The organism is Dyella amyloliquefaciens (assembly GCF_004296575.1).
GTDB lineage: Bacteria > Pseudomonadota > Gammaproteobacteria > Xanthomonadales > Rhodanobacteraceae > Dyella > Dyella amyloliquefaciens.
In genome coordinates this window covers 105,442-117,916 of record NZ_SAYT01000001.1, presented here as the reverse complement: position 1 = coordinate 117,916, position 12,475 = coordinate 105,442, and the positions used below count along the sequence as shown (strand labels likewise).

Below are 12,475 nucleotides of genomic sequence, written 5' to 3'. Positions count from 1 at the left end.
ACGGCATTGCGATGATCGACGCGTGGAGTCAGAGCTGGGCGCGCGCCCCTTGCTTCAGCAGCTCCACCGTCTCAGGCGTGAGCGGACCCAGTACGCCTCGACGATGCTCGGGGATATGCGATGCGGCATCCGCGTCGCTGAAGACATAGTGGTTGAACAGGTTGGCCCAGTTGGCGCGCTCGGCAGCCGGCAGGGCGCGGAAGGCAAGCAGGCAGTGGTACAGGGCCGCTCTTGCGTGGCCGGGGCTATAGCCCTCCACGTCGAGAGTGGCCCACCAGTAATTCACCAGCGCATTGAGCTGTTCCAGCGATTCGACGTTGTGCCACCACAGTGGCGGCATGTAGATCGCATCGCCTGGATGCAGTTCGGCCACCTGTGCGGCCGCCAGCGCGGTCTTCAGGCGTGGATAACGGGGATCATCCGGCTGGTCCAGTCGAGCCAGGCTGATGGCCGCGCCGGTCGGCGCGTAGTCCAGCGGGCCTACGTAGAGATTGGGCAGCTGTTCCGGCGGAAACAGCGTGAAACGGCGTACACCGCACACCACGCAGGCAATGTTGTGCTGCGAATCGAAATGCGTCGGCGTGGTGACCTTGTTGCCCATCCACAGGCGCGGCTCCACGCTCGCGTCCAGGAATGGCAGGGAATGCTCCGCCAGGAAACCCGGCAGGCAGTCGCGGATCACGGCACTCTGGATCACCAGGCCCGGTGCATCCGGACGCCGGCTGTATTTCGCGAGCCGTTGCAGGCCCAGCGTGATCGGCACCTTGAAGTGCTGGTAGCTGAAACCGTTCAAGTCGGGCGTGTAACCGACGATGCCTTCGGCTTCGGGTGCGACCATCAGCGTGCTGACGTCGCTGCCGTTGTCCCACTGGGCCATACCCTGCGCAAAGGCAGTGTCCGACTCCAGCGCCAGCTTCACCACTGGCCAGTCGCGCACGAGCCCGCGAATCACCAGCGGGCGATCGCGACCCATGAGGTCTTCCACCTTCAGGGGTCGACCGGGCTCCGCATGGTATTCCTCGATGGCCTTGGGCGCAGGTATCGCTTCGGAATGTTCGCTCACGACCTGTCCTCCACCACGCAATCGTCATGCACTATGCAACACCGGCGCGAAAATTGCGGGTGCTGACACAAAAACTGCGATGCCGGTGTCCCGACATCGCAGCGGATGGCATCCTGATGCTTTTCTTCGTCACCCTTTCCCGTCGTCCATGGGTCGGGAAAAAGCGGACCTGGCAATCGTGCCAGGTCCTTGGCGGGAAGAAACTTAGAACTTGAAGTTCGCCGTCAGGTAGTACTGGCGACCGTTCGTGTAGAACGCCTCCGGCACCTTGCCGAAGTCCAGACCGGCCTGGTGGCCATACACGTAGTAACGCAGCGTCGGGTTGTTGAGGTTCATTGCATCGAACGAGAAGCTCACGTGGTCGTTGAGCTTGTAGCCGATGGATGCCGACAGGTAACCCGCACCCGCCTGGTAGTACGGCAGCAGCGGCATGGTGTTGCCGAGCGTGCCCGCCTGGACCGGCATCATGCCGTCGTAGAACGACGAGCGGTACGTGTAGTTGATGCGTGCGTTCCAGTGGTCGTTCTCGAAGAACGCCGAGGCGTTGACCGTGTCACGCGACGTGCCGTACAGCGGACGGTTGCCGGCAGCCACGTTGTTGCCGTAGGTGCCGTCACCGTTGTACAGGTAGGTACCGCCGGAGGTGTGGCCATTGGCGTAGGTGTAGCTGAGCTGCGTACCGAAGTATTCGCCGATCGGCTGCACGTAGTTCAGTTCCACACCCTTCAGCGTGCCGTTGACGTTGGTCGGCTGGCTGATCAGGTACTGGCTGTACACCGGCGTGTGCGACGGATTGCTGATGCCGTAGGTGAGGTAGTTGTTGAGGTACGTCTGGGTGACCGTGCCGTAGTCGTAGTAGTTGTTGAGATCCATCATGTAGACGCTGGCCGATACCAGGCCACGCGGAGCGAAGTACCACTCCAGCGCTGCGTCGAAGTTGGTGGAGATCATCGGCTTCAGGCGCGGGTTCGGACCCAGACCACCGCCCAGTTCGCCTACCGCCTGCGGATCACTCAGCGACAGGAAGCCAGCCAGCTGGCCGTAATCCTGGCGGGTCATGGTCTGCGAGGCCGCGAAGCGCGTCAGCAGGCTGCCGTCTTCGTTGAGGTTGTACTTCAGGTTGATGCTGGGCAGCAGCTTGCCGTAGTGGTTCTTGTAGTAGTTCCAGTACCAGCCACCCGTGCCGTCTGGATTACACGGATACCAGGGCGAGTTGCAGTACTGGCCGCTGTGGTCGGTTTCCTGGATGGAGCCGGAGGTGTAGCCGATGTTCTCGTTGGTGGAGACGTAACGCAGACCCACGTTGCCGCTCCAGCGATCGCCAACGAAGTTGGCCTGGAAGTAGGCGGCCTTGTTGTCTTCCTTCATCGAATAGATGTCATTCGGATAGAAGCGCGAGTTCGGGCCGCTGCTGGCGCGGTTCGCGTAGAGCGCGTTCAGTTCCTTCAGCTGCGCGGGCGTCCAGTACCAGATGTTCGAGGGCATCTGGCCCACGCCGAGATCACCGGCAAAGCCGCTCGGATAGTTCTGGGTCGAGGCCGGCCACAGCGACGAGTTCGGGACGAAGTCGACCGCCGAAGCCCAGTTCGGGCCCTGGCTGATGGCGAACGGGCTGTCGTGGTTGTGGCGTGCAATGCGCCCGCCGAACTGCAGGTTGGACAGCGGGCCGGCGTCGTCGAAGTCATACTCGCCGTCGGCCTGGAACCAGCGTTCCTTGTCGACCACGTGGATGCCCTGGTCACCGAAGATCCAGTCGAGACCGACCTGTGCCGGGTTGTAGGCATTGTTGGTGCCGGTCATGCCCCAGTTGACCGGCTTGCCCAGACCATTCATCTGGTAAGCGGCGCCCTGGCCGTAACCCGTGTCCATCTCCATGATGTCCTGGGTCGGGGTGTTGCCGGTGCCCTTGGTCCAGCCCAGCTGGAACTTGAAGCTCAGGTGATCGGTGGTCTTCCAGTCCGCATCGATCGTGTAGTACTGGCTCGACTCGCTCTCGTCAGGACGCGAGATCATGTCGTAGATGCCCTGCGACACACCCGCCTGCGGCGCCAGAATGGCCGAGGTGAGGATGTTGTCGTTGATCGAGGTACCGGAGAGCGTGTCGGCCGGCAGACGATCACGCAGGCGCAGCATGTAGTTGCGGTTGTAGTCGGTGGCGTTGAGGTGCGAGTAGAAGCCACTGAAATCGAAGGTCAGGTTGTCGAGCGGCTTCCACTCGATGTCGACCAGGCCGCCCTTGCGCTTGCGCTCCTGCGTGAACAGCGCGGCACCCGGCAGGTTGGGATAGAACACGCCCGTGCTGCCATGGCCCTTGTCGGTCAGGCCCAGCTGCGTGGCAGCGGCCGAACCGGACGGGATGTACGAATAGCCCAGCATTTCCTGGCCATTGCGCTGCAGCTCGCGATCTTCGTAGAAGGCCTGCGCCATCACGCCGAAGGTGTTGTCGTTGTTCTTCCAGTTGACCAGGCCGCTGAACTGCGGCTTGGTGCTGCCCGGAAGGTCGGAGTACACGCCGCCCACCTGGCCTTCGGCCGAGAACGGCTTGTCGAACTCCAGCGGCTTGCGCGTGATGATGTCGATCGAGCCGGCCGAACCACCTTCGAGCTGGTTGGCTTCGGAAGTCTTGTGCACCACCACCTGGCTGACCACTTCCGACGGAAGCATGGCGTAACTGACGGAGCGGCTGCCGCCGCCACCGGTGATGAACCAGTCGCCCGAGGCGATGGCATGGCCATTGACGGTGGTCAGGGTAAGCGACGGGGCGCTGCCGCGCAGGCTGGCGCGGTCGGCTTCGTCGAAGCCACCTTCGGCACCAGCGGCGTCCGAAATGTTCACGCCCGGGATCTGCGCGATCGTGTCGGCCACGTTCTTGGCCGGCAGCTTGCCGATGTCTTCGGCCGAGATCACTTCAACGTGCGAGTCGGCCGCCTGCTTGGTGTCCAGCGACAATGCCTGGCTGTTGCGGATACCGGTCACCGTGACGGTGCTCAGTTCCTTCACCTTCTTGTCCGCCGCCTTCAGGCTGGTGTCCTGATCGGTGGTGGACGGCGACTGCGCGGCCTGGCCGTTGTCTGCGGCGAACACGGCGCCGGACAGACACAAGCCCGCGATGATGCTTGCTGCTAGCAGAGTCTTGCGATGTGACATGGTTTCCTCCCCTCGAAGGCGTTTCTGCAGCGGATGTATGTGGGTCGTCCGGCTGCGGCGTGGCTGTCTGGGCTTGCGCCCGGTTCAATGCAACAGTGCTGAAGCGTTACTGCGGTACTACGGTTTCCCCAGGTCTTGCGTTCTGGCCGTCCAGATACATGCCGGCCGCGCCGATGACCCCGAGCTGGCCGTGTTCCATCAGTCGTACGGGAACTTGCTGCAGGAAAGGGCGCATCACGCCCTTGTTGAAGAAGCGTTCGCGGAAGCGGCTCGTCAGCAGCACGTCGCGGATCTGCGGCAGGATGCCGCCGGCGAGGAACACGCCGCCGCGCGCGCCATACAGCAACGCGAGGTCGCCCACGAAACTGCCCAGCAAACCGCAGAACACATCCAGAGCCTCCACCGCCGCCGCGTCGCTGCGGGCGAGCGCCGCCTGCGTCACCTGGCTGGGCAGGGAAAGCACGGGGGCCTGATCGCGCATCACGCACAGCGCGCGATACAGGTTGATCAGGCCGGGACCAGACAGGGCATGCTCGAACGACACGTGGGTGCGTTCGCGCGACAGGTAACGCAGGATCTCGATCTCGCGCTCATTGCCCGGCGCCAGTGCGATCTGACCGGCTTCGGTGGGCAACACGGTGGCGTGAGGCTTGCCCGGCAACAGCACGGCCGATCCCAGCCCGGTGCCCGGCCCCATGACCAGCACCGGGCCGGCCACGTGTGGCACCTCGGTGTCGATCACCGGCGTGGTGTCGGCCTGGCTCAGGAACTGCGTGGCATACGCCACCGCCTCGAAGTCGTTGATGACCGCCAGCTGGTTGATACCCAGGCTGTCGCGGATGTCGCGGATGGACACCGGCCACGGAAGGTTGTCGTTGACGATGGCATCGCCCAGCACATAGCCGGCGCTGGCCACCGCGCAGGCATCCACGTGCACGCTGCGATCAAGCTGGCTGACGAAGTCCTTGAGTACGGCAGTGAGGCTCGGCCAGTCCGCGCACGCGTAGCGGTGGTACTGCAGCACCGTGACCGGGCGAATGCCGTCCGGCTCCTGGCTGACCAGACCAATGCGCGCGTGCGTACCGCCGACGTCGGCCGCGAGAAACATGCCATCCGCCGAAAATCCGCCCGTGCTGCGGCTAACCCCTTCGCCCACTGCGATCCCCTCGTCATCCCTTCGTCACGTTGTTGTGAAACGCGACCCGATTTTGGCCGGAGTCTGGTAACGACTGACAACGTTGTCAACAATCGGATGCAATCGGACAAGAAAGTGGGCTGCTGCCCCGCAGCAAGCCGTATAACCCCGGGGTTATAAGAGGGCGCCAGCAAGAACTTTTAATTTATTAAAATCATATGGATATGCTGAACCCAAGCATTGAACAGGGCGTCCTGCGCCGCGCCATCGCCGGCGGACTCCCCGACGACGGGAGGAGCCATTTCTAGCCGTGCCGAAGGTCACGGACGGCCATTCGGCCGGGTTCCTCGGGGCATATGACGCCCCCGAATTGACAACGTTGCTAGACCCTCATGTCGTGTGGACATCACGGCGCCTGTCGGCGCGACACCCCGCCCGGCCACACACGGACTTTCCGCATAGCGGGCGCGCTTCTACAGTGACGACATGTCCGATGAATGCATCTTCCGCATGCGAAAGTCCGCCCGATCACCGGCCCCCGCCATCGACTCGATTCCCGATGCCAGGGCGCTGCATTGAACAGCGACATCACCTGGGAAGCATTGGCCGAAGACGCACTGCTGCTGCGCTTCGGTGAAACGATCGATCCGGCGACCAATGCGCGCGTGCACGCGGCACGGCGACAAGTGCAGGCGCGATGGCCCGACATCGAATGCGTACCGGCGTATGCGAGCCTGTTGCTGCGCTTCGATCCGGCGCAATGGAGCGGCAGTTCTCCTCATCGGCAATTGCACGACGCCGTGCGCACGCTGCTCGACGACACCTCCGAATCGAACGACATCGGGCGCGAGGTTATCGTCCCTGTTCTCTATGGCGGTGAATTCGGGCCCGATCTTGCCGATGTCGCCCGACATGCCGGCATGTCGGAGCACGAAGCTATCGCACGACATGGCGCAGGCACTTATCGCGTCGCGATGCTCGGCTTTGCGCCCGGGTTTCCCTATCTGCTGGGGCTCGATCCGATGCTCGCCATGCCGCGCCGTGCCGATCCGCGACTCAGCGTCGCCGCGGGCAGCGTGGCCATCGGCGGCCTCCAGACCGGCATCTATCCGCAGACGCTGCCGGGCGGCTGGCAGTTGATCGGCCGCACGCCACTCTCCCTGTTCGCCTTGCGGGATGCATCGCCTTCCCTGCTGCAACCCGGCGATCGCGTGCGCTTTCGCGCCATCGAGCAGCGCGAGTACGAGCAACTCGCCATCACGGGCCAACGATGAGCGTCACCGTCCTCAAGCCCGGACTGCTGAGCAGCGTGCAGGATGGCGGTCGCCGCGAATATGCGGCGCTCGGCGTGGGACGTGCCGGCGCGATCGATGGGCCCGCCTGGCGGCTGGCCAATGCACTGGTAGGCAATAGCGGTGATGAAGCCGCACTCGAATTCACCCTGATGGGTCCGACGCTGCGCTTCGCCCAACCGGCGGTGATTGCAATGACGGGTGCCAGCACGGACGCGCACGCCGACCAGCACGCATTGCCGGGTTGGACCTGCTGTCTTCTGCCTGCCGGCAGCGTGTTGCGACTTGGCGGCATGCGCCAGGGTTGTCGCGGCTATCTCGCCGTGCGCGGTGGTTTCACATCGCCCGTCGTGCTGGGCAGTCGCAGCACCGACCTGCATGCGCGCATGGGTGCATTCGGTGGTCGCGCGCTGCAGGAAGGTGACGTGCTCACCATCGGCGAACACGAGCCATGGCCTTCGCAGCGTTCGATCGACATGCCGCGGGCGCTGCGCTGGAGCATCGATCCGCGCCCCTGGTTCGATGCCATGCCAAGGCCGCTCGCCCTGCTGCGCGGACACCACTATGACCAGCTCGATGCGGCATCCCAGCGCCAGCTGTTTGAGGCCACGTTCACCATCAGCAAGGACAGCAACCGCACGGCCAGCCGTCTCGATAGCCATCGCCTTGCCCTGCGCGAACCGCTGGAGCTGATTTCCGAAGCCACCCTGCCGGGCACCATGCAGCTGCCTCCCTCGGGCCAGCCGATCGTGCTGCAGGCCGAGGCACCCGTCACCGGCGGTTATCCGCGCATCGGCCAGCTCGCGGCAGTCGACCTGCCACGCCTGGCGCAGCGCCGCCCGGGCGATGCCGTATGCTTCCGCGAGACCTCACTGGACGAGTCGCTGCAACGGCTGGCACAACGCCAGGAGCGGTTGCAGCGACTGCTACTGCGCATCGCCCAACGCCTGGAATCCGCATGACTGCCGCCATCCGCAAGACCATCGACATCAACAGCGACCTGGGCGAGTCGTTCGGTGCCTGGCGCATGGGCGACGATGCCGCCCTGCTGGCCGTGGTCAGCTCGGCGAACATCGCCTGCGGCTTCCACGCGGGGGACCCGGACATCATGCGCCGCACGGTCGCACTCGCGGTGGAACACGGCGTCGCCATCGGTGCCCATGTCTCGCTGCCGGATCTGCAGGGTTTCGGCCGTCGCGAAATCGCGGTCACGCCTGCCGAAGCCCACGCCATGACGCTGTACCAGATCGGCGCGCTGCACGGCTTCGCCCACGCCGCCGGGTCCCGCCTGCGCCACGTGAAGCCGCATGGCGCGCTCTACAACATGGCGGCGCGCGACCGCCGTCTGGCGGATGCGATTGCGCAGGCGGTGCGCGATTTCGATCCCACGCTCTGCCTGTTCGGCCTGGCCCATTCCGAGCTCGTGGCAGCCGGTCGCGCAGCCGGCCTGCCCGTGGCCGCGGAAGCCTTCGCCGATCGACGCTATCGATCCGATAGCTCGCTGCAGCCACGTCGCGAAGCCGACGCCGTCATCACCGAAAGCGATGAAGCCATCGCGCAGGCCATGGCGATGGTGCGCGAGGGCCGCGTGCGCGCGGTCGACGGCGACATCGTCGAGCTGCAGGCCGACACCTTGTGCGTGCACGGCGACGGCGCGCATGCCGTAGCGTTTGCCCGCCTGCTCCGGGCGTCGCTGGAAGGCGCAGACATTGCCATCCGCGCGCCTCACGCCATGGATGAGCGCGCATGAATTACTGGCCGTTGCTGGGCGTAGCGGTGATCGTGATCGGCTTCGCCCTGCGCTTCAACGCGGTGCCGGTGGTGGTATGCGCGGCCCTGGCCAGCGGCCTGCTGGCCGGACTGCATGTGCCCGACCTGCTCGCCCTGCTGGGCAAGAGCTTTGTTTCCTCGCGCATGCTGCTGATGTTCGTGCTTACGTTGCCTGCGATTGGCCTGCTGGAACGTGCGGGATTGCGTGAGCACGCCCAGCAATGGATGGCGCGACTGCGGACCATGACCCTGGCACGATTGCTGATCGGCTACCTGCTGGTACGCGAAGTGCTCTCGATGCTGGGCCTGATGGGCGTGGCCGGACACGCGCAGACCGTGCGGCCGCTGCTGGCTCCCATGAGCGAAGCTGCCGCGGAAAAAATCCTGCCGACGCTCAGTGACGATGATCGCGACGAGCTGCGCGCCGTCGCCGCTGCCACGGACAATGTGGGCCGCTTCTTCGGCGAGGATGTATTCATCGCCCTCGGCGCGGTGCTGCTGATCCAGGGTTTCTACACGCAACACGGGATTGACCTGACGCCGCTGTCGATCGCACTGTGGGCTCTGCCGACCGCCATCGTCGCCTTCATCATCCAGTCGGTGCGCATCTGGCTCTACCAGCGCCGCCTGCAACGACGCGCATTGCAATTGCACGGCGAACAGGGCGGCTGAGCATGCTGCGCATCGAATACGCCTACTGGCTGATCGCCCTTTTCCTCATCTACGTGTCATGGCGCAACCTGCGCGACGGACACGGCAGCCGCGCGGCATTCTGGTTGTTGCTTGGCCTGTTGTTTGCGGGTGGCGACTACGTGCTTGCCCAGCAGAAGGCCGGTCATCCGCTGCCAGCCCAGGCAGCCGGCGCGATGGTGATCGCGCTCGCCCTGCTCGCACCGCGACTCAAGCGGCATGCACATGCCGAGACTGCCAGCACAGAACAGCGGCTCGCCTCGGCGCTGCGCCTGGGCCACAAGCTGTTCGTGCCGGCGCTGCTGATACCACTGGTGACGCTGCTGGTCGCACTGTTCGGCGCCCATCTGTCGATCGCCGGGTACGCATTGTTCGCTACACCACAGATGACCTTGACGGGTCTCGCCCTCGCCTGCGTCATCGCCCTGCTCGCCGCCGCACGCGTGGCGCGTGCGCCGCTGCACCAGGGACTGTCGGAAGGCCGGCGCCTGCTCGATGCGATCGGCTGGGCCGCGCTGCTGCCGCTGCTGCTGGCCGCGCTCGGCGAGGTGTTCACCCAGAGTGGCGTGGGCGCCGCCATCGCCGCACTCGCCAATGCGATCCTGCCCGAAGGCAGCGCTTTCGCCTGCCTGCTGGTGTTCGCGCTGGGCATGGTGTTGTTCACCGTGATCATGGGCAACGCGTTCGCCGCGTTCCCGGTGATGATGGCTGGCATCGGCCTGCCCCTGCTGATCCACCAGTACGGTGCAAACCCGGCGATCCTCGGCGCCATGGGCATGCTGTGCGGCTATTGCGGCACCCTGCTGACGCCGATGGCGGCCGACTACAACCTGGTGCCGGCTGCACTGCTGGAGCTGCGCAGCCCGTACGGGGTGATCCGCGCGCAGTGCTGGAGCGCGATCGCCATCTTCATCGCCACCTTCATCATGATGTGGCTGCTGGTGTTCCGTTGAGTACCCTTCGATGAGCAAGCATCCCCGCATCCTGCTGACCGGCTTCACCCCGTTTGGCGACGAGACGATCAACCCCTCGTGGGAGGCCGTCCGCCAGCTGCACGACCGCGAGATCGCAGGGCATCGCGTGGTGGCGCGCCTGCTGCCAACCGTGTTCGAAGCGTCGCAACGGGAGCTGGAACAGGCGGTGCAGGGGATCCAGCCCAGCCTCCTGCTCGGCGTCGGACAGGCCGGCGGACGCAGCCGGCTGTCGATCGAGCGGGTGGCGATCAACGTCCAGGATGCGCGGCTGCCCGACAACGAAGGCGCCCAGCCCATCGACGAGCCCGTCGTGGCCGATGGCCCCGCCGCCTATTTCAGCACGCTGCCGATCAAGGCCATGCTCGGCGCCCTGCAAGCCCACGACCTGCCCGCCGAGATCTCCAATACCGCGGGGACTTATGTCTGCAACCACGTCGCCTACTTGATGCTGCACCTGGCGGCGAGGCGCCCGGGCGCGCGCGCCGGCTTCATCCATATTCCGTATCTGCCCGCCCAGGCGGCACGCTTTCCCAACACGCCGAGCATGGCGGCCGAAGACGTGGTGCGCGGGCTGGCCTTGGCGCTCGAAGTGGCGGCGACCCATCGGGAGGACCACCGGCTCGGGGCAGGTACGCTGGACTGAGCCGGCACGCGTCGGCGGCTTCCCTCCGGCGACCAAGGCGCGCATGCTGGGCGGGTCAGCCGGCCCATGACTATCCCCGAGACGCCCCATTTCGCCACCTGGCCGACGTTTTATGATAACGTTGTCATTCGAAGTTTCCCAAGCCATACAACAGCTTGGCAGGCTCGAAGCACAGGCATCAAGGCAGCCCGCTTGTGCAGTGCAACACCTTGTTATAAATGATTTTTTAAGCAATTCGCTGATCCTGCACGCGTTACCAGGCCACCCGTTCGCCATCTGCCCCGCCTGAAAAACCGCCGGGCAGGCCATGACCACCCCATGACTCGCACGCGTCAATATTTGACAACGTTGTTAGTTAGCTCGATAAAGGGCTCCTGGGGGAGTCGGGCCGCTAGAGCCCGCCAGTCATGAGGCCATCCGCGGGGAGTCCTAGATCCATGTCGTCCACTACGCTTGCCGCCGGCCAGGCGCGATCATCCAGTGTCGTACCGATGCTCATCATCGGCGTGCTGTTCTTCATCTTCGGCTTCGTCACCTGGCTCAACGGGCCGCTGATCACGTTCGTGAAGCTCGCCTTCAACGTGGATGACGTGTCCGCGTTCCTGGTGCCGCTGGTCTTCTATTTCTCGTACTTCTTCCTCGCCATTCCGTCGTCGAGCGTTTTGCGCCGCACCGGCATGAAGAAGGGCATGGGCCTGGGTCTGTTCGTGATGGCGATCGGTGCCGTGCTGTTCGGCCAGTTCGTCAGCATGCGCATCTTCTACCCGGCACTGGTCGGCCTGTTCGTGATCGGCGCGGGCCTCGCCCTGCTGCAGACAGCCTCCAATCCCTACATCAGCATCCTCGGCCCGATCGACAGCGCCGCTCAGCGCATCGCTTTCATGGGCATCTGCAACAAGGTGGCCGGCGCACTCGCTCCGTTCGTGTTCGGCGCGCTGGTGCTCAGCGGCATCGACAGCTTCGATGCGCAGGTGAAGGCCGCACCGACCGATGAGGCGCGCGAGGTGCTGCTCAACACCTTCGCCGCCAAGATCCACATGCCCTACATGATCATGGCCGCACTGCTGGTGCTGCTGGCGATCTGGGTGGTGCGTTCGCCGCTGCCGGAAATCAAGCCGGCCGGCGCCAATGCCGAATCGGATATCGGCCACGCCAAGGGCGGCATCTTCAGCTTCCCCCACCTGTGGCTGGGCGTGCTGTGCCTGTTCCTCTATGTCGGCGTGGAAGTGATGGCGGGCGACGCCATCGGCACCTACGGCCAGGGCTTCGGCCTCCCACTGGAAGAGACCAAGCACTTCACCTCCTACACGTTGATGGCGATGCTCGCCGGTTATCTCGCCGGCCTGGTGCTGATCCCGCGCTTCATCTCGCAGCAGAGCTACCTGGCGGTCTCGGCCGTGCTGGGCGTGCTGTTCACGCTGGGTGCGTACTTCACCACAGGCGGCGTGTCGGTGGGTTTCGTCGCCGCGCTGGGCTTTGCCAACGCCATGATGTGGCCGGCGATCTTCCCGCTCGCCATCCATGGCCTGGGCCGCCTCACCGAGCGCGGATCCGCGCTGCTGATCATGGCCATCGCCGGCGGTGCACTGGTGCCGCAGCTGTTCGTCCACCTGAAACAGCATTTCAACTTCCAACTGGTATTCATGGCGCTCATGGTGCCCTGCTACCTGTACATCCTTTACTACGGTGTGAGGGGCCATAGCGTCGGCCAGCGCGCACACTGAGTTCCGGCGGGCCCTGTGCCCGCCGAGCCTTGTCACG

General features: G+C 64.8%; 10 protein-coding genes. 7 read left to right on the top strand and 3 right to left on the bottom strand.

All coding sequences use genetic code 11. The features are described from left to right. Window positions 1-28: 28 nt before the first annotated feature. The 3 genes from EPB08_RS00505 to glk all read right to left on the bottom strand — a co-directional run bounded on the left by EPB08_RS00505 (window position 29) and on the right by glk (window position 5,366). Complete coding sequence (locus EPB08_RS00505; protein WP_229238161.1) at window positions 29-1,063, bottom strand: cupin-like domain-containing protein; 1,035 nt, start codon at window positions 1,061-1,063, stop codon at window positions 29-31. 204 nt (window positions 1,064-1,267) lie between these two features. Next, a complete protein-coding gene (locus EPB08_RS00500; RefSeq protein WP_130617111.1) occupies window positions 1,268-4,210 on the bottom strand; it encodes a TonB-dependent receptor in 2,943 nt (980 codons plus the stop codon). A gap of 106 nt (window positions 4,211-4,316) precedes the next feature. Beyond that, window positions 4,317-5,366, bottom strand: coding sequence for a glucokinase (gene glk / locus EPB08_RS00495; protein ID WP_267873329.1), 1,050 nt, complete (start codon window positions 5,364-5,366; stop codon window positions 4,317-4,319). A gap of 554 nt (window positions 5,367-5,920) precedes the next feature. Between glk and pxpB the strand changes: the two genes are divergently transcribed. From pxpB to EPB08_RS00460, 7 genes are all read left to right on the top strand, one after another. Then, window positions 5,921-6,619, top strand: coding sequence for a 5-oxoprolinase subunit PxpB (gene pxpB / locus EPB08_RS00490; RefSeq protein WP_229238160.1), 699 nt, complete (start codon window positions 5,921-5,923; stop codon window positions 6,617-6,619). Further along, a complete protein-coding gene (locus EPB08_RS00485) occupies window positions 6,616-7,599 on the top strand; it encodes a 5-oxoprolinase subunit C family protein (RefSeq protein WP_130617108.1) in 984 nt (327 codons plus the stop codon). The genes pxpB and EPB08_RS00485 overlap by 4 nt, the downstream gene beginning before the upstream one ends. After that, window positions 7,596-8,387, top strand: a complete 792-nt coding sequence (locus tag EPB08_RS00480; RefSeq protein ID WP_130617107.1) for a LamB/YcsF family protein — start codon at window positions 7,596-7,598, stop codon at window positions 8,385-8,387. The genes EPB08_RS00485 and EPB08_RS00480 overlap by 4 nt, the downstream gene beginning before the upstream one ends. Then, window positions 8,384-9,079 (top strand): DUF969 domain-containing protein, encoded by a 696-nt coding sequence (locus EPB08_RS00475; RefSeq protein ID WP_130617106.1) that lies wholly within the window; start codon window positions 8,384-8,386, stop codon window positions 9,077-9,079. The genes EPB08_RS00480 and EPB08_RS00475 overlap by 4 nt, the downstream gene beginning before the upstream one ends. 2 nt (window positions 9,080-9,081) lie before the next feature. Further along, window positions 9,082-10,050 carry a 5-oxoproline transporter, DUF979 family subunit gene (locus EPB08_RS00470; protein ID WP_130617105.1) on the top strand — a complete coding sequence of 323 codons (969 nt, stop codon included), beginning with the start codon at window positions 9,082-9,084 and terminating at the stop codon, window positions 10,048-10,050. Between the two features lie 10 nt (window positions 10,051-10,060). Further along, window positions 10,061-10,714: a pyroglutamyl-peptidase I gene (pcp, locus tag EPB08_RS00465; RefSeq protein WP_130617104.1), complete on the top strand. Its 654-nt coding sequence runs from the start codon at window positions 10,061-10,063 to the stop codon at window positions 10,712-10,714. A 437-nt stretch (window positions 10,715-11,151) separates the two neighbouring features. Further along, a complete protein-coding gene (locus tag EPB08_RS00460) occupies window positions 11,152-12,438 on the top strand; it encodes a sugar MFS transporter (protein ID WP_130617103.1) in 1,287 nt (428 codons plus the stop codon). The last annotated feature ends 37 nt before the right edge of the window (window positions 12,439-12,475 follow it).